The organism is Nocardioides sp. NPDC000445 (genome assembly GCF_040300245.1).
Classification (GTDB): Bacteria; Actinomycetota; Actinomycetes; order Propionibacteriales; family Nocardioidaceae; genus Nocardioides.
Window position 1 is genome coordinate 71,048 of sequence record NZ_JBEPDH010000025.1, and the last position, 25,187, is coordinate 96,234.

24 protein-coding genes are annotated in these 25,187 nt (G+C 69.4%); 9 read left to right on the top strand and 15 right to left on the bottom strand.

What is annotated here, in order from left to right:
- Positions 1-121: 121 nt before the first annotated feature.
- Positions 122-805, top strand: coding sequence for a GTP pyrophosphokinase (locus ABT304_RS26805; RefSeq protein WP_350719912.1), 684 nt, complete (start codon positions 122-124; stop codon positions 803-805).
- 24 nt (positions 806-829) lie between these two features.
- On the opposite strand, the gene ABT304_RS26810 is transcribed toward ABT304_RS26805, so the two are convergent.
- The 7 genes from ABT304_RS26810 to ABT304_RS26840 are packed head-to-tail and all read right to left on the bottom strand — an operon-like array spanning position 830 to position 8,582.
- Complete coding sequence (locus ABT304_RS26810) at positions 830-3,145, bottom strand: PQQ-dependent sugar dehydrogenase (protein ID WP_350719914.1); 2,316 nt, start codon at positions 3,143-3,145, stop codon at positions 830-832.
- Positions 3,146-3,170: 25 nt separating this feature from the next.
- Positions 3,171-3,893: a hypothetical protein gene (locus ABT304_RS26815; RefSeq protein WP_350719915.1), complete on the bottom strand. Its 723-nt coding sequence runs from the start codon at positions 3,891-3,893 to the stop codon at positions 3,171-3,173.
- 16 nt (positions 3,894-3,909) lie between these two features.
- The gene (locus tag ABT304_RS26820; protein ID WP_160025101.1) at positions 3,910-4,668 is read right to left on the bottom strand and encodes an ABC transporter ATP-binding protein; all 759 of its coding nucleotides are present in this window, start codon (positions 4,666-4,668) and stop codon (positions 3,910-3,912) included.
- Positions 4,661-5,395: an ABC transporter ATP-binding protein gene (locus ABT304_RS26825; protein ID WP_350719917.1), complete on the bottom strand. Its 735-nt coding sequence runs from the start codon at positions 5,393-5,395 to the stop codon at positions 4,661-4,663. Before ABT304_RS26825 ends, ABT304_RS26820 begins: the two co-directional genes overlap by 8 nt.
- Complete coding sequence (locus tag ABT304_RS26830) at positions 5,392-6,411, bottom strand: branched-chain amino acid ABC transporter permease (RefSeq protein ID WP_350719919.1); 1,020 nt, start codon at positions 6,409-6,411, stop codon at positions 5,392-5,394. Before ABT304_RS26830 ends, ABT304_RS26825 begins: the two co-directional genes overlap by 4 nt.
- A gap of 40 nt (positions 6,412-6,451) precedes the next feature.
- Positions 6,452-7,336, bottom strand: coding sequence for a branched-chain amino acid ABC transporter permease (locus tag ABT304_RS26835; RefSeq protein WP_160025104.1), 885 nt, complete (start codon positions 7,334-7,336; stop codon positions 6,452-6,454).
- A 4-nt stretch (positions 7,337-7,340) separates the two neighbouring features.
- Complete coding sequence (locus tag ABT304_RS26840) at positions 7,341-8,582, bottom strand: amino acid ABC transporter substrate-binding protein (RefSeq protein WP_350719921.1); 1,242 nt, start codon at positions 8,580-8,582, stop codon at positions 7,341-7,343.
- 104 nt (positions 8,583-8,686) lie between these two features.
- Between ABT304_RS26840 and ABT304_RS26845 the strand changes: the two genes are divergently transcribed.
- The gene (locus ABT304_RS26845) at positions 8,687-9,718 is read left to right on the top strand and encodes a LacI family DNA-binding transcriptional regulator (RefSeq protein WP_350719923.1); all 1,032 of its coding nucleotides are present in this window, start codon (positions 8,687-8,689) and stop codon (positions 9,716-9,718) included.
- Positions 9,719-9,741: 23 nt separating this feature from the next.
- Positions 9,742-10,167: an alternative ribosome rescue aminoacyl-tRNA hydrolase ArfB gene (gene arfB / locus ABT304_RS26850; RefSeq protein ID WP_160025106.1), complete on the top strand. Its 426-nt coding sequence runs from the start codon at positions 9,742-9,744 to the stop codon at positions 10,165-10,167.
- A gap of 231 nt (positions 10,168-10,398) precedes the next feature.
- On the opposite strand, the gene ABT304_RS26855 is transcribed toward arfB, so the two are convergent.
- Together ABT304_RS26855 and ABT304_RS26860 are read right to left on the bottom strand one after the other, a co-directional pair.
- Positions 10,399-10,914, bottom strand: a complete 516-nt coding sequence (locus tag ABT304_RS26855; RefSeq protein ID WP_350719925.1) for a GNAT family N-acetyltransferase — start codon at positions 10,912-10,914, stop codon at positions 10,399-10,401.
- Positions 10,911-12,083 carry an acyl-CoA dehydrogenase family protein gene (locus ABT304_RS26860; protein WP_350719927.1) on the bottom strand — a complete coding sequence of 391 codons (1,173 nt, stop codon included), beginning with the start codon at positions 12,081-12,083 and terminating at the stop codon, positions 10,911-10,913. Before ABT304_RS26860 ends, ABT304_RS26855 begins: the two co-directional genes overlap by 4 nt.
- A gap of 85 nt (positions 12,084-12,168) precedes the next feature.
- On the opposite strand from ABT304_RS26860, the gene ABT304_RS26865 reads away from it, so the two are divergent.
- Entirely contained in the window at positions 12,169-12,621 is a 453-nt protein-coding gene (locus ABT304_RS26865) for a CoA-binding protein (protein ID WP_350719928.1), read from the top strand.
- A gap of 2 nt (positions 12,622-12,623) precedes the next feature.
- On the opposite strand, the gene ABT304_RS26870 is transcribed toward ABT304_RS26865, so the two are convergent.
- Positions 12,624-13,073: an Lrp/AsnC family transcriptional regulator gene (locus tag ABT304_RS26870; protein WP_160025110.1), complete on the bottom strand. Its 450-nt coding sequence runs from the start codon at positions 13,071-13,073 to the stop codon at positions 12,624-12,626.
- Positions 13,074-13,184: 111 nt separating this feature from the next.
- Between ABT304_RS26870 and ABT304_RS26875 the strand changes: the two genes are divergently transcribed.
- Positions 13,185-13,667, top strand: coding sequence for a DUF2000 domain-containing protein (locus ABT304_RS26875; protein ID WP_160025111.1), 483 nt, complete (start codon positions 13,185-13,187; stop codon positions 13,665-13,667).
- A 3-nt stretch (positions 13,668-13,670) separates the two neighbouring features.
- Here ABT304_RS26875 and purE read toward each other — a convergent pair whose 3' ends face one another.
- On the bottom strand, positions 13,671-14,165 hold the full coding sequence (purE, locus tag ABT304_RS26880; protein WP_141805921.1) for a 5-(carboxyamino)imidazole ribonucleotide mutase: 495 nt from the start codon (positions 14,163-14,165) through the stop codon (positions 13,671-13,673).
- 129 nt (positions 14,166-14,294) lie between these two features.
- Here purE and ABT304_RS26885 point away from each other — a divergent pair, with 129 nt between their 5' ends.
- The 4 genes from ABT304_RS26885 (at position 14,295) to ABT304_RS26900 (ending at position 21,284) form a co-directional block, all read left to right on the top strand.
- Entirely contained in the window at positions 14,295-16,934 is a 2,640-nt protein-coding gene (locus tag ABT304_RS26885) for an FtsX-like permease family protein (RefSeq protein ID WP_350719930.1), read from the top strand.
- Between the two features lie 76 nt (positions 16,935-17,010).
- Positions 17,011-17,850 carry an ABC transporter ATP-binding protein gene (locus tag ABT304_RS26890; protein ID WP_350719932.1) on the top strand — a complete coding sequence of 280 codons (840 nt, stop codon included), beginning with the start codon at positions 17,011-17,013 and terminating at the stop codon, positions 17,848-17,850.
- Positions 17,843-18,505, top strand: coding sequence for an ATP-binding cassette domain-containing protein (locus ABT304_RS26895; protein ID WP_350719933.1), 663 nt, complete (start codon positions 17,843-17,845; stop codon positions 18,503-18,505). Before ABT304_RS26890 ends, ABT304_RS26895 begins: the two co-directional genes overlap by 8 nt.
- Positions 18,506-18,563: 58 nt before the next feature.
- The gene (locus ABT304_RS26900) at positions 18,564-21,284 is read left to right on the top strand and encodes a DEAD/DEAH box helicase (protein WP_350719935.1); all 2,721 of its coding nucleotides are present in this window, start codon (positions 18,564-18,566) and stop codon (positions 21,282-21,284) included.
- A 141-nt stretch (positions 21,285-21,425) separates the two neighbouring features.
- Here the strand turns inward: ABT304_RS26900 and ABT304_RS26905 are convergent, their stop codons facing one another.
- From ABT304_RS26905 to ABT304_RS26920, 4 genes are all read right to left on the bottom strand, one after another.
- Positions 21,426-22,583: a 5-(carboxyamino)imidazole ribonucleotide synthase gene (locus tag ABT304_RS26905; protein WP_350719937.1), complete on the bottom strand. Its 1,158-nt coding sequence runs from the start codon at positions 22,581-22,583 to the stop codon at positions 21,426-21,428.
- Positions 22,584-22,677: 94 nt separating this feature from the next.
- Positions 22,678-22,977, bottom strand: coding sequence for a winged helix-turn-helix domain-containing protein (locus ABT304_RS26910; RefSeq protein WP_229788189.1), 300 nt, complete (start codon positions 22,975-22,977; stop codon positions 22,678-22,680).
- A gap of 249 nt (positions 22,978-23,226) precedes the next feature.
- Positions 23,227-24,177, bottom strand: coding sequence for an adenylate/guanylate cyclase domain-containing protein (locus tag ABT304_RS26915; protein WP_350719939.1), 951 nt, complete (start codon positions 24,175-24,177; stop codon positions 23,227-23,229).
- Positions 24,178-24,213: 36 nt separating this feature from the next.
- On the bottom strand, positions 24,214-24,963 hold the full coding sequence (locus ABT304_RS26920) for a biotin--[acetyl-CoA-carboxylase] ligase (RefSeq protein WP_350719941.1): 750 nt from the start codon (positions 24,961-24,963) through the stop codon (positions 24,214-24,216).
- Between the last annotated feature and the right edge of the window lie 224 nt (positions 24,964-25,187).

The window sequence follows — 25,187 nt, forward strand, 5'->3', positions numbered from 1 at the left end:
AGGTATAGGCCGCTCGCCCCGGCCTCGTGCCGTCGTGTGCCGATCGTGTGTCGGCCGCGTGTCGGGCACCGCATCATCTTCTTGTCGCCGCCTGCAAAGATGACTCTGTCAGGAGGGGACAATGACAACAGTCGACGACAACCCGATCAACGGGTTGGTCGGGCTCGTCGAGACGAGCGCCAACGACATGACCGGTGAGATGGCGCGCGAGCTGGACAGGTTCCGGATGCGCTACAAGTTCGCGATCGACGAGGTCTCGACCAAGATCGCGATCCTGCGCGAGGAGTTCGAGCACGCCCACGACCACAGCCCGATCGAGCACGTACGCACCCGGCTCAAGTCGACTGACAGCCTGCTCGCCAAGGCCCGCAAGATCGGCTGCCCGCTCACCCTCGAGGCGCTCGAGCAGCAGATCCGCGACATCGCCGGGATCAGGGTCGTGTGCCCGTTCGTCTCCGACGTCTACTGGATCATGGAGATGCTGGGCAGCCAGTCCGATGTCGACGTGGTCGAGGTCGAGGACTACATCGCCGACCCGAAGACCAACGGCTACCGCAGCCTCCACCTGATCATCAAGGTGCCGGTCTACCTCTCCGATCGGGCCGTGGACGTGCCGGTCGAGCTGCAGATCCGCACGATCGCGATGGACTTCTGGGCCAGCGTCGAGCACTCGATCTACTACAAGTACGACGGCACCGTCCCCACGACCCTGCGCGACGAGCTCGGCGCCGCCGCCCGCACCGCGGCCGACCTCGACGCCACCATGGCCAGGCTACGCAGCGAGGTCCACGGCCCGGTTCGCTGAACCGAGCCGTGGACCCTCACCAACTCAGCGGCCGTTGACGAACCGCTGATACTGGGCTCGCGCCTCGTCCGGCGTGATCGCCCGGTCGAGGAACATCAGCGAGTCCATCCGGCAGTTGCACGGGTTCCGCTCGACGGTGTCCTGCGGGAACGATCCGCCGACCTTGATGCCTCGCGGCAACGTGTCGGAGGTGCCGGTGCCGTCGACCTGCCACGGGTCACCGGCGGAGGTGTAGAACCCCTCGACGGCCTTGCCGTTGCGGTAGAGCGCCATCTTGCCCGTGGTGTAGTCGAACGTCGCCGCCAGGTGCACCCACTGACCTCGTGGCAGCAGGGTCTGCCAGTCCGCCGACGCGGCAAAGGTCTGCGAGGCCCCCTCGTCGAGCCGGCGTCCCAGCGCGACCAGGCGCAGGGTGCCGTCGACGTTGATGAGCTCCAGCAGGGCACGTACGCCATGGCCGTCGGAGTTGCCCGAGAGCACCCCGGCCAGCCCGATCGCGTTGAACCGGTCTGTCGGATCGGCGGTCACCGAGTTGAGTGCCGGGCCGTCCATGTCGACCTTGAACCAGCCGGCCACGGTGATCTGCTCGGCTCCCGCGAACGGCGCCAGCGACGGGACCCCGTTCTGGTTGAACGTTCCCGCCTTCCAGTCGTCGTTGCCGTTGACCTCCGGGTCGACCTGCTGGGTCTGCAGGGCGTTGTTGCTGGTCCGGTAGGCCGAGTCGGTCACCTGCATCGCATTGCCGCCGTTGACCTGGTTGAGCAGCGTGCGCGAGAAGCCCTGGTCCTCCTCACGAGCCCCCGGGGCGAAGGGATGCTCGAAGTCGTAGTAGCTGACCAGGTCCTCACGCAGCGACGGCACGACCTCGCTCGGCCACGGCCGCTGCACAGTGTTCACGACCTTCCAGATCTTCCCGTTGGCCTTGGCCAGCAGGTAGAGGTTGCGGCGGGAGTCGGTGCCGAAGCGCAGGTCGACGCGCGGATGGTCGACGAAGTCCTGCATCGAGAGCCGCTTGCCGGAGGTGTCGAAGAGCTGCATCTGGTGCAGGGTCGCCTCACGGCTGCTCCCGCGCCGCATCTGCCGCGAGTCGGTCCAGTAGACCTCGCCGTTGACCAGGTCGCCGAAGACGTACTTGCCCTTCAGGTCGTCGAACCGGCCGCGGTAGACGACACCGCCGCTGACGGCGTGGCCGCTGTCGGAGGTGCAGGAGTAGTTGGCGGGCGGGTCGTGGTCGAAGGAGGCCACCGGAAGGGTGAAGCCGGACATGTCGTAGTCGTCGGGGACGGTGTAGAGGGCACACTCGTCGGTGTTGTCGTAGAGGAGCCGGCCCTCGATCTCGCTCCAGCCGAGGTTGTCCCCGGCCTTCACGTCGTAGACGCCCTCGATCGCGTGCTGGCCGATGTGGCCGAGCAGGAAGGTGCCCTTCTCGACGTCCCACGAGAACCGGTGCGGGTCACGCATGCCGTACGCCCAGATCTCGCCGATCGCGCCCTCGCGGTCGACGAACGGGTTGCTGTCCGGGACCCCGTACGCCCCGTTGCGGCCGTCGCGGGCGAGCGGGTCGATCCGCAGGATCTTGCCGAACGGATTGCCGAGGTTCTGCGGGTCGTCGCTCCGGACGCCGTTGCCGCCGTCGCCCGAGGCGATGTAGAGCAGCCCGTAGTCCTCGTCGCCGGGCCTGGCCGTCGGGTTGAAGTCGATCTGCTGGATGGCGTGGATCTGGCCGGCGAAGTCGATCCGCATCACCTCGCGGCTGGTGCCCTCGAAGGTGTCGGCCGCGGGGTCGGTGGCGTCCCACTCGGTGACGACGCTGACCGTGCGCCCGGAGCCGGGGTTGGTCTGCGACGGGAAGGTGGGCGTCTTGGCGAAGGCGCCGAAGCGCTCGGTGTGGGTGGTGTAGAAGAGCCCGTTCGTCTCGAACTCCGGGTGGAACGTGATGAACCCGGCGCCGCTGCCGAGCCCGGCACCGGACCAGAAGTCGACGAAGTGGTCACGAAGGTTCAGGTACTCGTGCTGCTGCCCGCCCTCGAGAAGGTACATCGGCCCGTTGAGGTCGGGGACGTACATCCTGCCGGAGCCGTCAGGGACCTCGCCGATGAAGTTGATGCGGTTGTGGCGTACGAGACGCTGGTCGGTGGGCGCGGGGTAGGGCTCGGTCTTGGGAAGCTGAGTGACCTCCTGGAGCACGAGGCCGAGGCTGCTGCGCAGAGGCTGTTCGGGGATGGGGTCGGGGACGGGCTCGCTGCCGGGGATGGCGGCGTTGGCAGAGAGCGTGGGGGTGAGTAGCGCGGCGAGCATGGCGCCCACCGCGAGACCGCCCCATAGACGTGAGGTTCCCATGGGTGTGTTCTCTCCTTACCGAGGTTCAGCGATGACGGAGCCCCGCGACGGTGACGTCACGGATGCGCCCGAAGTTGTCGAAGGAACCGAAGCCGAACCGGCCTCCGGTGAAGGTGGTGTCGGTGGCGGTCATCCGGGGCTCGTCGGCGCCGTCGAGGTAGACCGCGATCGCGCCCGTGCGGGCGTTGTAGTCGAGACGTACGTCGTGCCACTCGGCGTCGGTGATCGACGGCGCTGCGCCGACGGTGCCGTTCCACTGGTGGTCGATGCGCAGCCGGTCGGCGTCGTTGACCACGAAGATGCCGTTGTGGGGGTAGATGGTGTTGTCGGTCGAGAGGTGGGCGTAGTAGAAGCGCGTCGGGGACTGGTAGTTCCAGACCAGGATCACGTCGCGGTTGGTGACCGTGACGGCCTCGTCGATGCGGACCTCGGCGCGGTAGGTCAGCGAGCCGAGCTCGGGACCCTTGGTCACCACGGCGTACTCGAAGGGGCGTCGTGGGCCGGGCTGCGCCGTCCCGGGCTCGGTCAGGATCACCTGGCCGTCCTCGAACGCCCATTTCTCCTCGGTCACCGGATCCCAGTCAGCGAGGCTCGCCCTGGGCTTGACCACGGTCAGACCGGGTCCTTCGGCCGACTGTGCATGTGTCTGGTCATGTGCTCCGGCGAGCGGAGCGGCCAGGGCCACTGCGAGGGCGACAACACCGGCGCGTACGCCTCGCCCGACCATTCGGTTCAGCTTCCATCTCATGGTGCTTTCCCTTCCCCTAATCGGGACCGTCGGTGGTCCCTGCTGAGGTTGTTGCGGCTCCCCCGAGATAGAGCTCGGCCATGCGCGGATCGGCGAGCAGGTCGGCAGCGGCCCCGGCGATGTGCACCTTCCCCAGGTCGAGTACGCATCCCAGGTCCGCCGACTCCAGGGCCCGCCGGGCGTTCTGCTCGACGAGCAGGACCGCCAGACCGGCGTCCCGCATGCGTACGACCTGCTCGAACACGGTCGCCGTGGTCTTCGGGTCCAGGCCCATGCTGGGCTCGTCGAGCAGCACCACCTTCGGGCTCACCATCAGCGAGCGGGCGAACTCGACCTGCTTCTGCTGACCGCCCGAGAGCGCGCCGGCGAGGGTGTTCCACCGCTCGGCGACGACCGGGAAGAGGGTCTTCACGAAGTCGGTCCGCTCCTGGATCGCGGCCGCGTCACGCACCGTGTAGGCGCCCAGGCCGACGTTCTCGGCCACGGTCATCTCCTTGAAGACGGAGTGGCCCTGGAGGACGTGGGCCATGCCCGCGCGGAGCATCTGCTGTGGCCCGTTGCGGGTGACGTCGACGCCGTCGACCGTGATGGTCCCCGAGCGTGGCGTCAGCATGCCGCTGGCGACCTTGAGCACGGTGGACTTGCCTGCTCCGTTCGGGCCGACCAGACAGACGATCTGACCTGCGGGAACGGTGACGGTGAGGCCTCGCAGCACCAGCGCCGCGCGGCCGTAGCCGGCCTCGATGTCGCGCAGCTCGAGAAGAGGTTCAGACACCAAGGTAGGCCTCCAGGACTCGTGGGTCGTTCTGCACGTCCGCCGGCGCACCGGAGGCGATCGGGCGGCCGCGGTCGAAGACCACGACGTGGTCGGAGAGGCTCATCACCAGCTCCATGTTGTGCTCGACGATGACGAAGGTGCGGCCCTCGGCGTTGAGCTCGCGCACGAGCGTGGCGATCCGGCCGATCAGCGCCGGGTTCACACCGCCGGCTGGCTCGTCGAGCATGATCGTGTCGGGCTCGGCCATCAGCACCCCGGCGAGCTCGAGCAGCTTCTGCTGCCCGTAGGAGATGTCGCGGGCCTCGCTGCGCTCGAGGTGCTCGATGCCGACCCGGGCCAGCAGCTCCCGCGCCCGGGCGATGTCGTCGGGGTTGTGTGCCCCGCGCAGCCGGTGGACCAGCCCGGTGGAGCGGACCCCGGCGAGCACGTTGTCGAGCACCGTCATCCGGGGGAAGATCCGGCACAGCTGGAAGCTGCGCCCGAGCCCGGCCCGCGCGATCCGGTGAGGTGCGTGGCCGGTCACGTCGCGACCCTGATAGGTCACCGTCCCCGAGTCGGGCCGGATCATCCCGGTCACGCAGTTGAAGAAGGTGGTCTTGCCCGACCCGTTCGGGCCGATCAGGGCGTTGATCTTGCCCTCCTGGAAGCTGACCGTGGCCTCGTCCACGGCGCGTACGCCGCCGAACGCCTTGGTCAGATTCTCCGTCGCCAGGAACGAGTTCATGACTTCGCCTCCTCGAGCGCCTTGCGCTCCTCGGCCAGCTGGGCTGCGTCCACCTCGCGGATCGAGGTGCCGCCGGGGCGGAATCGGTCGAACTGCGCGGTCAGCCAGGGGATGACCCCGTCGGGCATGAAGAGCACGACCAGGGCGAGCAGCAGACCGAGCGCGACCAGGTGCAGCTGGGTGTCGCCGTACTGGTTCTTGAAGAACTCGACCGCGTAGCCCACGATCACCGCGCCGACGACCGGACCGAGCAGGCTGCGTACGCCGCCGAGGAGCGACATCAGCACCAGATAGGAGCCGGTCAGGATGGAGAACTGGAAGATCGGGTCGAGCGAGCCGAACCAGAGGGCGTACATCCCTCCCGCCATCGCGGTCATGAACGCCGAGACGACGAAGACGACCAGCTTGTAGGCGAACGTGGGAACGCCCAGCGCCTGGGCCTTGTCCTCGTCCTCCCGGATCGCCTTGAGCCCGGTGCCGAGCCGCGACCGGTCGATCACCCACCACAGCACCAGGGCGACCAGGGTCAGCGCCACGAACAGGTAGAAGAACCGCTCGTGCTGCTCGGGCCGGAGTACGTCGGTGCCGAACGGCCGCGGCACCCGCAGCCCGTTGGACCCACCGGTCACGTCGGACCAGCTCTGCGCGACCAGCAGCAGGATGAGCACCAGGGCGATCGAGACGATCACGAACGAGGCGCCGCGGACCCGCAGCGACGCGATCCCGATCGGCACCGCCGCCAGGCCCACGAGTACGGCCGCGACGACCATCGAGACCCACGGGTTCACCCCGGCCTCGGTGATCAGCAGCGCGGTGCCGTAGCCGCCCAGCCCGGAGTAGGCGGCGTGTCCCAGCGAGATGTAGCCGGTCAGCCCGCCGACGAAGTTCCACGCCACCGCGAGCGCGGCGTAGCTGGCGATCACCACGCCCACCGATAGGATGAACGGGTCCGGGGCGAGCGCCGGGAAGGCGAGCACGAGGCCCAGTGCGACGGCGGCCGCGACGAGCTTCGTCACCAGGACGGAGCGGCCCGAGGACGTACGGCTTTCTCGGTGTCTAGAAGCGCTGAGCAAGACGACCTCCGAAGAATCCCTGGGGGCGGAACATGAGAGTGGCGAAGAGGGCGAGGTAGAAGACCGTCTGCGCCCACGTGGTGCCCATCGGGATCTGCAGCAGGCTCTGGGTCACGCCGAGGACCATCGCCGCGACCGCGGCGCCGGGGATGCTGCCGAGGCCGCCGATCACGATGATCGCCATCAGCGGTCCGATCCAGTGCCAGTGCAGCGAGGGATAGATGGTGGCGTCGAGCGCGAGCGCGGTGCCGCCGACCGCCGCGGTCGCCAGGCCGAGCCCGAAGCCGAAGCCGGCGATCCGGTCGGTGTCGATGCCGAGCAGCTGGGCGGCCTCACGGTGCTGGATCGTGGCGCGCAGCGCCTGGCCGAAGCGGGTCTTCTTGAGCAGCAGGTAGAGCGCCAGGAGCGAGACCGCGGCCAGCCCGAAGGCGACCAGCTTGACCACCGCGATCCGTGCTCCCCACAGCTCCAGGCTCGCGCTGGAGTAGCCGAGCTGGATCCGCCGCTGGGTGCCGGAGAAGAGGTAGCCGAGGCCGCCCTCGATGATCAGGGCGATCGCGAAGGTCAGCAGCACCGACATCATCGTCAGCGTCGCCGGCCGCAGCCGGGAGAGCAGCGCCCGCTGCATCCCATAGCCGGCCGCGAAGAAGAGCGGCACGGTGATGATCAGCGAGAGCAGCGGGTCGAGCCCGGTCTGCGTCGTGAAGAACCAGGCCAGGTACGCAGCCAGGATCAGGAACGCGGAATGGGCGATCATCACGACCCGCATGACGCCGAAGTAGAGCGTCAGGCCGGCGGCGAGCAGGGCATAGAGGCCTCCGAGCAGCAGCCCCAGGATCAGGCTCTGCAGAAGGAGTGGTCCCGACATCGGCTCACCACGCCGGCTTCGGGTAGATGAACTCGGCCTCGGCCTGGTCCTCGGGCAGGACGATCTTGATCTCGCCGTCCACCCACTGCTGGATCATGTGGGCGCTCTGCGGGCGGCCCTTGTCGTCCCAGCTCAGCGGCCCGACGACGGTCTCGACCTCGTTCTCGTGCAGCCAGTCGATCAGCTTGGACTGGCAGTCGGGGTCGGGCTCGGCACACTCGACCGCCTCGACCGCTGCCGCGACGACCTGGCCCGTGGTCCAGGCGTTGGCCTCGTCCTCACCGGGCGCCTCGCCGTGCTTCTCCTCGTAGAACTTCACGAACTCCTGGTTCTCGGGATAGTCCGCCTTCGTGGTGTAGCCGGTCGGCGCGATGATGCCCTGCGTCTTGTCGCCGATCGCCTCGGCGAACTCGGTCTCGGTCGGCGCCGTCGAGAACGCGGCCAGCTTGGGCTGGTAGTTCAGCTGCTGCAGCGCGACGATCAGGTTGACACCGTCCTGGTACTGGCTGCCGCCCACGACCATGTCGGCCTTGCTGTCGGCGACCTTGGCCGCGATGCTGCTGAAGTCGGTGGTGTTGGGCGGGTAGACCTCGTCCACGACGGTCTTGATGCCGCCCTCCTCCAAAGCCTCCTTGAGGCCGTAGGCGGTGCCCTGGGCGAACGGGTCGTCCATCGAGGCGTACGCCGCGGTCTTGGGCCGCTCGGCCTCCGGCATCGCCAGGATGTGCTCGGCGAGGAGCTTGTAGTGGTCGTCGGCGACCGCGGGCGCGGCGTAGAAGAGGTTCTCGAAGCCCTCCTCGAAGACCTCGGGCGCCGCGCCGGCCGGCTCGACGAAGAGGTAGCCGTAGTCCTGGGCAACCTGGGCGGCCGGGATCACCAGCCGGGTGGAGAACGGACCGACGACCAGGTCGACCTGCTCCTGGTTGATCAGCTTCTCGTAGTCGGCGGCGACACGCTCGGCGCTGGACTGGTCGTCGAGCATCTCCAGTCGTACGTCGCGGCCGAGCAGGCCGCCGTTGGCGTTGACGTACTCGGCCCAGGCCTCGTATCCGCGCTGGATGCCCTTGCCGGGCTCGCTGAAGTCGCCGGTCAGGGGCAGCGAGATGCCGATCACGATCTCGTCGTCGCCGCCTCCTTCCTCGGCGGCGCCACAGGCGGCGAGGGTGGAGGCGAGAGTCACGGCCGCCGCGGCGGCCAGGGTTGCTCTGGACCGCTTGCTCGCGGTGGGGGTCTTCGTGAAGCGCATCTGCGGGTCTCCTCTACGAAAGCGCTTACGTAAGCGTTTACGATGACGTTACCGACTCTCGCTTAGTGTGGCAAGAGTCACATTCCTGACGACAAGGGGCATCGATGGTCCGAACCAACCGCTCCCCCCGCCTGATCGACGTCGCCCATGCATCCGGCGTCTCGATCGCAACCGCCTCTCGCGCGCTCTCCGGAACCCCCGGTGTCAGCGACTCGGTGGCCGAGAAGGTCCGCCAGGCGGCACGCGAGCTCGGCTATGTCGCCAATCTCCATGCCCGCTCGCTCGCCAGCGGATCGACGGCCACCATCGGCCTCGTCGTGCACGAGATCGGCGACCCCTACTTCTCCGAGATCGCCAGCGGCGTGCTCAGCCTCGCCGCCGAACACGGGCGCACCGTCCAGATCTGCCACACCGGCCGCGACCCCGAGGCCGAGGTCGAGCAGGTACGCAGCCTGGTGGCCAACCGCGTCGGCGCGATCCTGATCGCGGGGTCGGGCTTCGTGGACGCCTCGGTCGAGGGGCCGATGCGTTTCGAGGTGCAGCGCTACGCGGAGGCGGGCGGCCGGGTCGCCGTCGTCGGCCGGCACCACCTTGGGGTCGACAGCGTGCTGCCCGACAACCGCCCCGGCGGTCGCGCCGTCGCCGAGCACATCCTCGGCCTGGGCCACCGGCGCATCGTGGTCGTCTCGGGCACCCTGGAGCTGACCACCGTCGCCGACCGTCTCGAGGGGGTGCGCGACGCGCTCGAGGCGGCGGGGCTCGACGCCGGCGACGTACCTGTCCTCGAGGGGCCGTTCACCCGCGAGGGCGGACGCGAGTGCATCCGCCGGATGCTCGCCGACCACCCGCGTACGACGGCGGTCATCGCCCTCAACGACGACATGGCCATCGGGTGTCTCTCCCAGCTGCGCAGCTCCGGGGTCTCCGTGCCGGGCCAGGTCTCGGTCAGCGGGTTCGACGACGTCGCCGTCGCCCAGGACCTCTCCCCCGGACTCACCACCGTGCGCCTGCCGATGGCCGAGATGGGCGCCCGGGCGCTGACGCTGGCGTTGAAGGAGCCCGGCGCACGCGCCCGGCGGCAGCGGGTCCCCGCCGAGCTCGTGGTGCGCGACTCGACCGGGCCGGCCGCTCGGTAGCCCCGCGGACTAGGGTTCTTCGGGTGAAGGATCTTCGGGTACCACCGGGCCCTGGGCTGCCCGAGGGTCTCGTCATCCCCGACACCGAGCTGGTCGAACGCTTCTCCCGCTCCCCCGGCCCCGGCGGGCAGTCGGTCAACACCACCGACTCCCGCGTCGAGCTCTCCTGGGACCCCGCCGCGTCAACCGCCCTCGACGAGCGCCAGCTCGCCCGCCTCCTCGCCCGCTCCTCGGGGCCCCTCGTCGTCGTCTCCCACGAGCAGCGCTCCCAGCACCGCAACCGGGTAGCCGCCCGCGAGCGCCTCGCCGACCGCATCCGCGAGCTCCTCGCCCCGCCACCTCCCACCCGCCGCCCCACCAAGCCCACCCGCGGCTCCAAGGAGCGCCGCCTCGACGCCAAGCGCCAGCGCGGCCAGACCAAGCAGCTCCGCGGCCGCGTCCAAGACTGACCGCCGAGACGTCACCCCCGCCGGCCGAGGCGTCAGCCCGGTCGGCCGAGACGTCACGTACGTCCGCCCGAGGCGTCAGCCCCGTCGACCGAGACGTCGCGTACGTCGGCCGAGGCGTCAGCCCCGTCGACCGAGACGTCACGTACGTCGGCCGAGATGCCACCAGGAGGACATCTCGATTCGCCGGAGTGACGCCTCGCCCGACCGGAGTGACGCCTCGCCCCTTGGGCGTCAGGTGGGGTCGGGGTCGGTGGCCAGCCGGGCGTGGGTCTCGGTGTCGTAGCGGACGCCGTCGTAGAGCAGCTTCTGGCGTTCGCGGCCCTCGACGAGGAAGCCGGCCGCGGTGGCGACACGGCACGACCCGGGGTTGTCGAGGCGGTGGCCGGTCTCGAGGCGGAAGAGGTCGAGCTCGTCGAAGCAGTGCCTGGCCAGCAGCTTCAGGCCGGTGCTGCCGACACCTCGACCACGGTGCTTCTCGAGGGTCCAGTAGGAGATCCAGCCGATGCTGTGGGCCCGCATGTGGGTGGTGACCCGCATCTGCCCAAGGATGTCGGCGCCGTCGACGACCGCAAAGGTGTAGGCCCGGTCCGCGACCGCGTCCTCAGCCCACCCGGCGATCAGCCGCTCGGCATCCTCGACCGTGACCACGTCCGCCGGCCGCTCGGTCTCCATCCCGGCGCCTGCGTACGCGGCGAGCAGGACCTCCGCGTCCGACTCCTCCCACTCGCGGAGCCGGAATCCGATCACAGGTTCGACTGGATGCCGGCGAGGAGCTGGCGGGCCATGACGATGCGCTGGACCTGGTTGGTGCCCTCGTAGATCTGGGTGATCTTGGCGTCGCGCATCATCCGCTCGACCGGGTAGTCGCGAGTGAACCCGTAGCCACCCAGCAGCTGGACGGCGTCGGTGGTGACCTGCATCGCGACATCCGACGCGAAGGCCTTGGCCGCGGCACCGAAGAAGGTCAGGTCCTTGTCGCCCCGCTCGGAACGACCAGCGGCCGCGTAGGTGAGCTGGCGGGCGGCCTCGATCTTCATGCCCATGTCGGCGACCATGAACTCCACGCCCTGGAACTCCGCGATCGCCTTGCCGAACTGCTTGCGCTCCTTGATGTAGCCCAACGCGTAGTCCAGCGCACCCTGCGCGACACCTACGGCTTGCGCGGCGATGGTGATCCGGGTGTGGTCGAGGGTCTGCATCGCATAGGTGAACCCGAGACCCTCCTCGCCGATGAGCCGGTCCGCGGGGATGCGTACGTTGTCGAAGTAGACCTCGCGCGTCGGAGAGCCCTTGATGCCGAGCTTCTTCTCCGGGGCACCGAAGGAAACCCCCTCATCCGACTTCTCCACCACGAACGCGGAGATCCCCTTGGAGCGCTTCTCCGGGTCGGTCACCGCGAGCACGGTGTAGTACTCCGAGACACCCGCGTTGGTGATCCAGCGCTTGACTCCGTTGAGCACCCAGAAGTCGCCGTCGCGTACGGCCCGGGTCTTCTGGTTGGCCGCGTCCGAGCCCGCGTCGGGCTCGGAGAGACAGTACGAGAAGTTGCCCTCACCAGCGGCGAGCTTGCCGAGATACTTCTTCTTCAGCTCCTCCGAGCCACCGATCTGCACCGGCAGCGAGCCGAGCTTGTTCACGGCGGGAATCAACGACGCCGAGACGTCCGCACGAGCGATCTCCTCGATCACCAGGACCGTCGCGAGCGCGTCGGCGCCGACACCGCCGTACGCCTCCGGCACATGCGGCGCGAAGAACTCGGTCTCGACCAACGCGTCGTGCGCCTCCTGCGGGTAGCGAGCCTCCTCGTCGACCGCAGCCGCGGCCGGAGCGATCTTCGCGTCACAGATCTCGCGGATGGCCTTGCGGATCTCCTGGTGCTCCTCGGAGAGGGCGAACAACGGGTACTCGGCACTCATGTCCCGGAGTCTATGCCTGTTTGCTACTCGCCAGTAAGTCGGTGGGCAACGGAATCCACCGACCCCCGTTGTTGTTGTGCGCTACATGACCGTTGCGTGGCTCGACCAGGACACCATCGACAAGCTCCTCGACGACTCCGAGACCTGGGCGGTCGTCGGCCTCTCAGGCGATCCGTGGCGTACGGCCTACGCGATCGCCCAAGAGCTCCAGCAGCACGGCAAGCGGATCATCCCGATCCACCCCGGCGCAGCCGCCGAGGGCAAGGAGGTGCTCGGCGAGAAGGTCTATGCGACCCTGACCGACGCCGCCGCGGCCGTCGGGAAGATCGATGTCGTCGACGTCTTCCGCCGCTCCGAGGCCGCCGGCCAGTTCGCCGACGAGGCCGTGGCGATCGGCGCCGGTGGCGTGTGGTTCCAGATGGGCGTGGTCGATGAGTCCGCCTTCGAGCGCACCACCGCGGCCGGAGTGCCGATGGTCATGGACACCTGCCCCAGCAAAATCTGGTTCGAGCGCGCCCGGGCCGGCGCACGGGCGTAGCACTACGGCTCGAACGTCATCGTCCGCAGGTGCTCGTAGATCACCGAGGTCTCCACGTCGGCGATCTCGGCACGCGAGGTAAGCCGGTCGATGACGAACGCGTAGAGCGCGTCGTTGTCGGCGACCGCGACGTGGACGATGAAGTCCATCCGGCCGGAGGTGACGAAGACGCCGACCGCCTCCGGGAGCGCGCCGACCCAGTCGCGGAAGGACTCGATGTTGGCCCGCGAGGGCGGTCGGATCCGCACGGCGACGAGCGCCTGCACGCCCCGGTCGATCTGGCGTAGATCGAGGTCGAGGTACGCCCCGCGGATGAGCCCGCGGCGCTGCATCGCCCGCGCGCGGTCGTGCACGGTGGTCGCCGAGACGCCGACTTCTGCGGCGATGTCTCGGAGGCTCCGCCGTGCATCCATCGTCCAGGCGGCCAGAATCTGGCGGTCGACTTCATCCATGCACGCCAGACTAGCCAATCTTCCTGACAATGATCGGCCTAATTGCGATCGCTCCTGACATTCTCAAGACTTGTCCTCGAATCAGTTGGCGAATGACAAGGAGTCAGAGCGATGAGCACAGGTGTCGAGGAAGCCAGGATCGGGTTCGCACCGGACGAGATCGACCAGTCCGCCAGCACGCGGGACGTGCCCTTCAAGTGGGTGGTCGTCGTCGACGAGGCGCTTCCCGCCGGCCGCGCGGTGAACGCGGCCGTCTGCGTCGCGGGGGCGACCACGCAGCGTACGGTCGGCCTCCTCGGCGAGGACGCGGTCGACGCCGACGACTCGACGCACCCGGGCCTGCCCTGGATCGGTTGCACGGTGCTGGGCGCCCCGGCCCAGCGGCTGACCGACCTGCGGCGTCAGGCGGTCGCCCAGCCAGGGGTCGCGGTGATCGACATGCCGACCCAGGCGCAGCACACGAGGGTGTACGACGACTACCTGTTCGCCGTCGGGAACAGTCGCGGCGCTGATCTGTCCTACTGCGCGGTCAGCCTCTTCGGCCCTCGCCGGATCATCGACAAGCTGGTCAAGGGGCTCTCGCTCCTGCCCTGAGCCTCAGGAGGTGGCGTTGCGGACGACCTCGCCCTTGGCAGCCGCCAGCTCGGCGAGCGACTTCTCGTACGCCACCAGCTTCTGCTGCAGCTCGGGGTCGGCGACGCCGAGGATGCGGGCGGCGAGGATGCCGGCGTTCTTGGCGTTGCCGATGGCGACCGTGGCCACCGGGATGCCACCCGGCATCTGGACGATCGACATCAGCGAGTCGAGACCGTCGAGGTACTTCAGCGGCACCGGGACGCCGATGACGGGCAGCGGAGTCACTGAAGCGAGCATGCCAGGAAGCGCGGCCGCACCGCCGGCCCCGGCGATGATCACCGAGAGGCCGCGACCGGCCGCCTCACGGCCGTAGTCGAGCATCTCCTGCGGCATCCGGTGGGCCGACTTCACATCGGCCTCCCACTCGATCCCGAACTCGTCGAGAAGCTCGGCCGCAGCCTTCATCGTCGGCCAGTCGGAGTCGGACCCCATCACGATCCCCACGCGTGCGCTCATGGGGCAAGGCTAGGCCGACGAGCATGTGTACGCGTGCACCGGGCCGCCCCCATGGCGCCTTCCTGGCGGTCCGACGCGGTCGTAATTCGCTGTCGCGCACCACAAGGTTAAGAGATCGTGTGCCCCGTGATGTCCGCCATGAGATACCGGCTCGGCCAGGCCGTGGTCATCTCGCTGCTGTCCGCGCTGATCACCACATGTGCTGTCTTCGCCCCGCTCTACGACCGCGCGATGCAGCAGGCCGCCGCGGCGGTCACCATCGACAACGCGCCCAGCGTGGAGCGCGACCTCCAGATCTTCGGACCGCCGGCGGACTATCTCCTGGAGCGCACCGACTCCGCAGAGATCGCGCGACAGCTTCCGAACTCCTCGCTCTTCGAGACCCCTGTCGCTGGGCGCAATGCCGTTGCCGACCTCGATCTCAGCCCTGCCTCGCTCTCGGTCCCCCGAGGCGACATCTGGTGGCGCGAGGGCCAGTGCAACCACATCAGGATCACCGCGGGCACCTGTCCCGACCGGAGCCGCGAGATCCTGGTCACCGACAACGAGGCGAAGACCTACGACGTCGCCATCGGGAGCACGGTGAAGTCGAAGGCGGCCAGGCCCCCGATCGACATGAACTATCACCAGCCGCCGACACCGTCGGTGACCTACCACGTCGTCGGCACCTATCGGGCCGACGACGAAGCGTGGTGGCAAGGTCTCCAGCTGGAGGGCCGGGCCGGGATCGCCGCCGGTGACATCGTCCAGCACGATGTGTGGCTGACCGACGAGTCGACCTTCGGTGGCTCGACACCGTTCCTCGACACCGAGCGCCCATGGGTGGGATCGCGGCTGCGCGCCGATGTCGTGGGCGTGGACGAGCTCATCGCTCTCGAGGGCGACCTACGTGACCTCCGGGCGCGGGCCGAGAAGGTCGAGGAGCACGACGAGATCTTCGAGGACTCGATCACGTCGTTGGTGACATCGCTGCCCGAGCTAACCGACGAGGTCGATGCTCAGATCGAGCAGAGCCGGACGACGGTGCCGCTGCTCCTCGTACAGCTGGGTGTGCTCGGGGTGATCGTCCTGTGGCTGATGCTGCTGGCGGCGACGGATCAGCGCCGCCCGGAGGTGGTGGTCGCACGGCTTCGGGGCCGGGGTGCGGCAGGGGCCAGGTCCATGCTGATGGGCGAACTTCTTCCTGCCGTGCTCGCCGGGATCGTCCCCGGGACAGCCGTGGCGATCGTCGCCGCCACTCTCGCGCGGGAGTACGCGCTGCCTGGTGATCCACCCTTCGAGCTTCCCCGGGGCATGCTGGCGTCCGGCATCATCGCCGGCGCGGCCTTGGTCCTGGTGACGTACGCGGCCGTCTACCGGGTCGCCCGGGAACCTCTCGGCACCTTGCTCCACCGGACCCGCGGTCGTCGCTCGGGGTGGGCGATCGGCGCCGGCGACGCGGTGGCCATGGCCGCGTGCGGGGCCTGCGTGGTCGCCTTTGTGACCGGCAGTCTGACCGGGCCCATCGCGCTCGCCGCCCCGGCGCTGCTCTCGGCGCTCGTCGGACTCGTTCTCGCACACCTCTTCGCCCCGGCGGCGACGCGGATCGGCCGCACACTGCTGCGCCGCGGCCATCTGCGCGCCGGCGTCTCGCTGCTGGACGCGTCGCGGAGCATCGCGACGCGGCGTACGGTCGCTCTGGCCACCGTCGCCAGCGCGCTCGCCGTCTTCTCGGTCTGCGGTCTCCTCGTGGGGGAGCGCAACCGCGCGGTCGCGGCGGAACAAGCGGCGGGCGCCCCGTTGATCGCCGAGCTCCAGGGGCAGCGGTCGACCGCCGACAACCTCAGGTCCGTACGTCGTGTGCTCGCCAGGATCGACCCCGAGAGCACCCAGATGACCCCCGTCGTACGGGCCGCGGCTCCCAGTGGTGGCCCTACGACCTTCGCCGTCGATCCGCAGGGGTTCCGCCAGATCGCTCTCTTCGGCCCCCGGGACGCGCCCAGCGCCGGGCAATGGAAGGCACTCACGGACGGAGACGCGCGCGAACCGGTCCCGGTGATCACGACCGGGGCACTGTTCGAGGACGAGGTCACCATCGTCGGCCTCGACGGTATCGAGCAGGACGGCGAGGAGATCGCGGCCATCGACAGGGTCCCCGGCGGCGGACCGGACATCGCCCTTGTCAACCTCGCCACCGCCCAGGAGATTGCCTCTCCCGACGCGGATTCCACCATCTCCCTGTGGTTCGCGGCCGAGGATCGGGCACTGCTCGACCGAGTCAGGGCCGACCTCGCCGAGGAAGGCATCATCATCGCCGAGACCCGAACGCTGAGAGGCGTACGCCGCAGCCTGGACGAGTCGGTCGCCGCCTGGAGCCTCCGGCTCGGCGTCGTGGTCGGCCTGGCTGCTGTGGCGATCGCCGTGCTCGCGTTGAGCGTGCTCACGGTGACGGGCTGGCGCACCCGCGCTCGCGACCTGGCTTCGCTGTGGTTGGCGGGTGTGGATCGGCGCACGGTCAGACGGCTCCCCGGCGCCACGCAGCTGGTGCCCGTGGTCCTGGGAGTCCTCACCGGTGCCGGAGCCGGAGTGCTCGGCGCCCTGTTGACCCTGCCCGACATCCCACTCTTCGCAGTGCCACCTGCCGTCGACACCATCGACCTGTCCGTTCCATGGCTGGCCGTCGGACTGACCACCCTCGGCTGTCTGCTGGTCCTCGGCACAGCCGCCGTCGTTCTCGGCCGGGCAGTCGCGACCGCTGCACGCCTCGACCGGGTCCGGGAGACGGCATGAGCGAGCGGAAGCGAGCGACCATAGGCCGCAGGCCGCCGCATCCGTACCCTTCGCCCTGCCCTACGGAGGCGGCGACATGAACAGCGGGATGGGCATCCGTACGCACGGCCTGGTGCACATCTACCACGCGGAGGGACACGACGTGGCCGCCCTCTCCGGCGTCGACCTGGACGTGAGACCCGGCGAGCTGATGGGGCTGCTGGGCCCTTCAGGATCCGGGAAGTCGACGCTGATGAGCCTTCTGGCCGGCGTCTTCCGGCCCAGCGCCGGCAAGATCTTCGTGGGCGCGCACGAGGTCTCATCGGCCAGCACGAAGGAGCTGGACCGGCTCCGGGCAACGCAGGTCTCACTCATGCTCCAGGGCGCCGGACGCAACCTGCTGCCCTACGCCACTCCGGCGGCCAACGTGGGTTTCGCGCAGCGCGCGGCCCGCACCAAGGATCTGCCGAGCGCCGAGGAGGTGCTCAGCGAGCTCGGAATCGCCGATGTGGCCCACCGTCCGCTGACGGGCCTCACCCCCGGTGAGCTGCAGCTCGTTGCACTGGCGGTCGCTCTCGCCACCCGGCCCGGGCTCGTCCTCGCCGACGAGCCCACCAGCCAGCTCGGCCATGCCGCCCGCGACCTCGTCCTCGAGCGGCTCGCCGGGATCAACCGCGCCCACGGTACGACCGTCGTGCTCGTCACCCACGATCCGCACGTCGCCGCGTTCCTGCCTCGCACGGTCACCATTCGCGACGGCCGTATCGGTGGCGAGGGACGCAGTGGGGAGGAGTTCGCCGTGGTGACGGCAGATGGTTCGCTCCCGCTTCCCGGCCACGTACGCGACGTGCTTCCGCCAGGCACACTGGTCCGTTTCCATCCCGTGGACGGTCACTACGAGCTCGTTCCCGAGCACGAGGAGACAAGCGATGAGTGAGCTGCGCGCGAACGGGTTGAGGGTGACGTACGGGAATCTGGTTGCCGTCGAGGCGATCGATCTCGACCTCGGAGCGGGAGTGGTGCTGGCGGTCACCGGGCCCTCCGGCGCCGGGAAGTCGTCGCTGTTGTGGGCACTGGCCGGCGCCTTGTCCCCGACAGCCGGATCCGTGAGCGTGGACGGAACGCCCCTGGCCGGCCGGGACGACGCCGCCGACCGCGGCGTCACCCTCATCCCCCAGGGCAACGGTCTCGCCGGGGCGCTCTCCGCGGAGGAGAACATCTTGGTGCCGATGCTTGCCCGCAAGGTGTCACCCCGGGAGGCGCTCGCGCGCACCGCGGCCGCACTCGATCTCGTCGGCCTTGCGGAGTCCGGACGCCACCTCGTCGACGAGCTCTCCGGGGGTCAGCAGCAGCGGGTCGCGCTCGCCCGCGCGTTCGCGATGCAGGCGGCAGTGATCCTCGCCGACGAGTCCACCAGCGACCTGGACGCCGGCAACCGGGAGCGGATGATCGCCGCGCTTCGTGCCGAGGCGGCGCGCGGCGCGATCGTCGTTCTCGCCACCCATGACCCCGAGGCTGCCGCCGAGGCCGACGCCGAGCTCGCGCTCGACGAGGGGGTCGCGTCATGGCCCCGACCTCTGCCTGTCACCTGAGTGTCGGTCCTGGCCGCTAGTGTGCTGGCCACTCTCCCCCACAACCCCACCAAGGCAGATGGATCCAGCTACGAGCACCGACGTCGTCGTCACCGCGCGCCCGAACCCGACCGCGGTCGAGCGGTTCACCGGGCTGACCAAGGCGGAGCGCAAGGTGCTGCCGTCCCGGGTGCGGCAGGTCGCGTCCTGGTCCCGGCAGGCGGCGTCGGCGACCCGCGCTCGGGCCGAGATCGAGCAGGAGGCGGCGGAGGCGGTCGACCACTACCGGGCGAGCGCGGCCGAGCTGAAGCGGGCGGCGCAGGTGGCCTGGCGCAGCATCGCCCTGGACCGGAGCGATGGGCCGCGCCTGGCCGCGATCGCGCGGCGTCACGCGCTCGAGCCGGTCGAGGAGACCACCCAGGAGCTCGTCGACTCGCTCGTCGCCGCCGCGGACGACGTGGCGAAGGCCAAGAAGGCCTCCGGGGCGCGTCGCCTGCTGGTGCGCGGGAGCCGCCGCGAGGAGGCCGAGCTGGCCGGCAGGCAGGTGCTCGAGCTGCACCAGCGCGCGAGCGAGATCCATGCGCCCGAGCGGCTCGACCAGCTGACCAGGCTCCCGGCCCGGCGCCGGGTACGGATCCGCGAGGCGCTGCTGCCGAGCGTCGGTCTCCTCGAGGCGCTCTCCGACCTGGGCTCGGAGGCGGTGCTGGCTCCGCGCAAGGGCGTCCTCGTGCTGCGCAACGAGGGCGAGGCGCTCAACGAGGCCAGGCGCTCCGAGGAGCCCGCGCGCCGAGCCGCGACCGACGCGGCCAACGCGGTCCGGAGCGCAGACACCGACACGGCGATCAGGTCGCTGCCGGTCGACGAGCTCGCCGATCTCGTACGTGTCGAACCCCTCCTCGAGGCCGGGATCACTACCGTCCACGAGGTCATCCATCCCGCCTCTGACCTGCGACAGCTCCCCGGCGTCGGGCCGGCCACCGCGATGCGGATGCAGGAGGCGGCGCAGGCGCTGTGGCAGCGCACCTACGACGAGATGCCGCTCGCGATCGACCACGAGCGCCGCACCCCGGCGGCCACCAGGCTGCTCGCGCGGCTGGCGGAGTGGGAGGCCGGGCGGCGTACGAAGGACGCGGGGGCGGAGCTCGCCCTGGTCCAGTCGCTGCGCCCGCTGACCCGGTCGCTCGACAGTGGCGCGAGGTTCCATCTGATCCTGGCCAACGCCGCCAGCCTCGAGGACTTCCAGGGCGCGCTGCGTGCGATCGCTCACCGTGCCGAGATGGCTCGCCGGGTGCGTCCGGGCAACCGGCCGGCCGACCCGTGGGAGGACTTCGAGAAGCGGCCCGCCGACTACTACGCGATGCTCTCCGAGCTCGGCTTCCTCACCGAGGACGAGGACAAGATCCACGGTGACCTGTCAGCGGAGATCATCGAGGCGGTACGGGCGCAGGAGCTGCGCACCAACAACCTGACCGCGTCGCTGCGCGGCTACCAGCACTTCGGCGTCCGCTTCGCGCTGGTGCAGATGAAGGTGATCATCGGCGACGAGATGGGGCTCGGCAAGACCCTCCAGTCGCTGGCTGTGCTCGCTCATCTGCACGCCATGGGCGCGTCCCACACGCTGGTCGTCTGTCCGGCCGCCGTGGTCACCAACTGGGTGCGCGAGACCGACTCGAAGACGACCCTGGTCCCCCATCGTCTCCACGGCAACCGCCGCCTGAAGGCCGCCAAGATCTGGGTCGAGCAGGGCGGCGTCGCGGTGACCACCTACGAGACGCTCAACGCGATCCAGCCGTTCCTCGACCAGGTCAAGGTCGCCTGCGTCGTGGTCGACGAGGCGCACATGATCAAGTCGCCGCGCACCCAGCGCACCGAACGCGTACGCCGGGTGCTGGACGCCTCCGACCGCGCCATCCTGCTCACCGGCACGCCGATGGAGAACCGCATCGACGAGTTCCGCAACCTGGTCTCCTACCTCCGCCCCGACCTGCTGCTCTCCGCCGACGAGTTCAACCCGCACCGATTCCGCAAGCAGGTCGCCCCGGTCTACCTGCGCCGCAACCAGGAGGACGTGCTCACCGAGCTGCCCGACCTCGTCGAGGTCGAGGACTGGCTGCCTCTGTCCGTGGCCGACGAGAGGGCGTACGCCGACTGTGTCCGCGACGGCAACTTCATGGCCATGCGCCAGGCCGCCATGCTCCAGGGCACCTCGTCGGCGAAGGTCGAGCGGCTGGTCGAGATCGTCGGCGAGGCCGAGGAGAACGGCCGCCGCGTGATCGTGTTCTCCCACTTCAGGAAGGTCCTCGACGACCTGGTCACGCTCCTGCCGGGCGAGGTCTTCGGCCCGCTCACCGGGTCCGTTCCCGCCGAGGAGCGCCAGCAGATGGTCGACGAGTTCTCGGCCGCCGGGCATGGTGCCGTGCTGGTCACCCAGATCGTCGCCGGCGGCGTCGGCCTCAACATCCAGTCGGCGTCGGTCGTGGTCATCTGCGAACCCCAGCTCAAGCCGACCATCGAGTGGCAGGCCATCGCCCGCGCCCGCCGGATGGGCCAGCTCCAGTCCGTACAGGTCCACCGGCTGCTCTCGGAGGTCGGCGTCGACCAGCGCATCCACGACATCCTCGCCGCCAAGGCCGAGCTCTTCGACGACTTCGCCCGGGTCAGCGCCACCGCCGCCAGCAGCCCCGAGGCGTACGAGACCTCGCATCCCGACGACGCCGTCACCGCCCTCGCCACCGAAGCCTCCGACGCCGAGATCGCCCGCGACGTCGTCGCCACCGAACGCCAGCGCCTAGGCGTCTGACCCTGCCGAGGCGTCACCTCGGTCGCCCGAGGCGTCAGGTACGTCGCCCGAGGCGTCACCTAGGTCGGCCGAGTTGGCACCTGGGTGCCACGTCGACCGACGCGAGCGACGCCTCGGCCGACGGGGGCGACGCCTCGGCAGTCAGTCGGAGTCGTTGCCGAGGTCGCCCTGGAACCAGTCAGCGGCGTGGCGGGCGCGCTCGAGGCAGTCGTCGAGGTCGTCGCCGTAGACGTTGACGTGACCGACCTTGCGACCCGGGCGCATCTCCTTGCCGTAGAGGTGGACGCGGAGGTGGGGGTCGCGGGCCATGGCGTGCGGGTAGCCGTCGTAGAGGCGGCCGACGTTCTCCCGGGTCGAGCCGAGGATGTTGACCATCACCGACCACTTCGCGCGGGGAGCGGGAGAGCCGAGCGGCAGGTCCATGACCGCGCGCAGATGGTTCTCGAACTGCGAGGTGACCGCGCCGTCCTGGGTCCAGTGGCCGGTGTTGTGGGGGCGCATGGCGAGCTCGTTGACGAGCAGCCGGCCGTCGACGGTCTCGAACATCTCGACCGCCAGGATGCCGACGACGCCGAGCTCACCAGCGATACGCAGCGCGATCTGCTCGCCCTGGACGGCGAGCTCGGGCGAGAGGTCGGGCGCCGGAGCGATGACCTCCTTGCAGACACCGTTCTCCTGGTAGGTGTGCACGACCGGGTACGCAGCGGCCTGGCCGCTCGGCGAACGGGCGACGATCGCGGAGAGCTCCCGGCGGAAGTCGACGAGCTCCTCGGCCAGGACCTGGACCCCTGCCTCTTGGGCAACGCGAAGCGGCTCGGCGACATCGGCGACGTCGCGTACGACCCAGACGCCCTTGCCGTCGTATCCGCCGCGGGTGGTCTTGAGGACGCACGGGAAACCGAACGCCTCGACCTCAGCCGTGGACGACACGATGGCATTGCGCGGGCATGGGATGCCGAGCTCGGTCAGCCGCGCGCGCATGACGCCCTTGTCCTGGGCGTGCACGAGCGCGTCCGGGCCGGGACGGACCGCTACCCCGGCGGCCGCGAGCGCGTGCAGGTGCTCGGTGGGGACGTGCTCGTGGTCGAACGTGACCACCTCACATCCCTCGGTGGCCTTCTTCAACGTGTCCAGGTCGCGGTAGTCGCCGACCAGCTGGTCGGGGATCACCTGAGCGGCCGACACACCCTCGCCCTCGGCGAGAAGCCGGAGCGGGAGGCCGAGCGCGATTGCGGGCTGAGCCATCATGCGGGCCAGCTGGCCGCCGCCGATGATCGCAAGTGTCGGTGCGAGGGTCACGACGACAGGGTAATGAGACTGCCCCGCCGGGGCCGATTTCGCGGATCCCCCTCACGCAATCCGCGAAACCCGACCCCCGGCAGGTGAACGAAGGTCAGGCCTTCTCGAAGCGCAGTCCCTTGCCGCGCAAGGTGGTGATCAGATGGGGCTTCCGGGGGTCGTCGCCCAGCTTGCGACGCACCCATCCCAGGTGTACGTCGATGGTCTTCGACGAGGTGTAGAAGGTCGCGTTCCACACGTCCCTCATCAACTCGTCACGGGAGACGACGTTGCCAGCCCTCTTGATCAGGGCGTGAACCAGGTCGAACTCCTTGCGAGAGAGCGTCAGCTCCTCATCGTTCCGCCATGCTCGCCGGGTCTCCGGGTCGAGCTTGATCTCCTGTACCTCGATCATGAGACCGACATTAGGGAGGTAAAGAGCCCTTGGCAAAGGATTGCACGATATTGCCACTGACATTTTCATGCCAGGGTGCAACGAATTGGGCATGACAAACGTGCGCCCCCGAATGGCGCACTCAACCATGCCCACGAAGGGCCTGCCGGGTAAAGCAATCGGAGCCCGGCGTTGATCGACTGTTAACTACAACGGAATGTGAACAAAACCGCGAAATCGCAGGTCAGCGACACCCTCGAAGGTCACGATTCAGACACGGCGGACTGCGACGGGCTCCACGATTCCGAAGCCTCGCACCGGTCGAGCGGCCAGTCGCCGGGTCTCGAACTCGTCCTCGGGCATCGTCTTGGCGGTGGCCTCGTCGACGATGATCCGGTTGCGGCGAGCGACGGCCGTCAGCCGAGCGGCCATGTTCACAGGGGGTCCGAAGACGTCGCCGAGACGCGAGACGACATTGCCGGAGGCGAGCCCGACACGTACGTCCGGCATTCGCGGGTCCCGGCCGATCACGTTGATGATGCCCTCGGCGGTGCCGTAGGCCTGGAGCGGGTCGTCGTTGACGAAGAGCACCGAGTCACCGAGCGACTTGATGATGCGGCCGCCCCAGGTCGCCACCACGTCGGCACACCGCGACTCGAAGAGCTCGACCAGGTCGCCGATCTTCTCCTCGGTCAGCGTGTTCGACAGCGCGGTGAACGAGACGATGTCGGCGAACCCGACCGTCTGCCAGACCGTGCCCAGCTGCTCCTCAGGGCCGGCGACCGATGCCTCTGCCCGAGCGAGGGCGGCGCGCGTGTGCCGCCGCCAGGCGAAGATCATCATCTCCTCGAACGCGCTCTCGAACTGCTCCGAGACCGAGACCGCAGCCTTCAGCAGCTCGGCGGGCGTCCGGTTGTCCTCGTTCTGGGTCTCGACATGGTGCAGCAGGGCGGAGACCTCGTAGTCGGACAGGCGCGCCATCGACTGCCCGATGCCCCGGGTCAGGTTGACGACCAGGTCGAAGCTGACCAGCCCGTTGCCGGCGATCTCGTTGGCCTTGGCCAGGGCCTGCACGTCCGCCTCGTCGAAGAACGCCTCGTCATCCCCGATCTCCGGGAAGCCGAGCGCACGCCACAGACGCTTCGCCTGGTCCAGGCTCACGCCGACCTTCTCGGCGACCTCCGCCGAGGTCAGGTTGACGGGTTGCTTCGATTTCGCCACGAACAGATCATGCCATCCGGCTCGTCACGACCGCCGTCACGACCGCGGACGGAGCCGGGCGTGGATGACGTCGCCCGCACCGACCACCCGCGACCCGCCGTCGGTCGCGATGACCAGGCGGCCGAAGTCGTCGATCTCGGTGGCCACGCCCTCCCAGACCTCCCCGCCCGGCAGCTCGGCGCGTACCTGCTCACCGACGGTCACCGACAGCTCCCGATAGCGGCGGGCGAGCTCGGCGGGGTCCGAGCCCCAGATCTCGTACGCAGCCCCCAGTTCCTCCAGCAGCGCGGCAAGCATCTCGGTGCGGTCGACGGGCGCGCCGCTCTCCAGCTCCAGCGAGGTGGCGGTCTCGATCGGCAGCTCCTCGCGCGTCAGCGAGGTGTTGAGCCCGAACCCGATCACGGCGGCCGCCCCCTCGGGCCCGTCGATCCGCTCGATCAGGATCCCGCAGACCTTGCGACCCTCGATGAGTACGTCGTTGGGCCACTTCAGCCCCGCTGCGTACCCCTTCCTCCGCAGCACCGATGCGACCGCGACACCGGTCATCAGCGGCAGCCACGGCCACCGCTCGACCGGGATCGAGGGCGAGGGCCGCAGCAGCGCGGAGACGGCCAGCGCCGAGCGCGCCGGGGTGGTCCAGCCTCGGTCGAGGCGTCCTCGGCCGGCGGTCTGGTGCTCGGTGGTGATCACCAGGCCGGGCGCCTCGCCCGAGCGCGCGCGCTCGGCCAGTACGGCATTGGTGGAGGGCGTCTCGTCGAGGACCTCGACGCGCCATCCCCCCGGCAACGCATCGAGCCGGGAACGGTCTAGTGACGGGCGTCGCATCGCGGAAGGAGGCACGGGATTAGATTGGCCCTCGCACCGCACGAAGTCCAAAGGAGCAACGTGAGCACCGAATCGACCAACGAGCCAGTCATCGATCTGCACACGACTGCCGGGAAGCTGGCCGAGCTGGAGCGTCGTCTTGACGAGGCTGTCCATGCTGGTTCCGCCAAGGCGGTGGAGAAGCA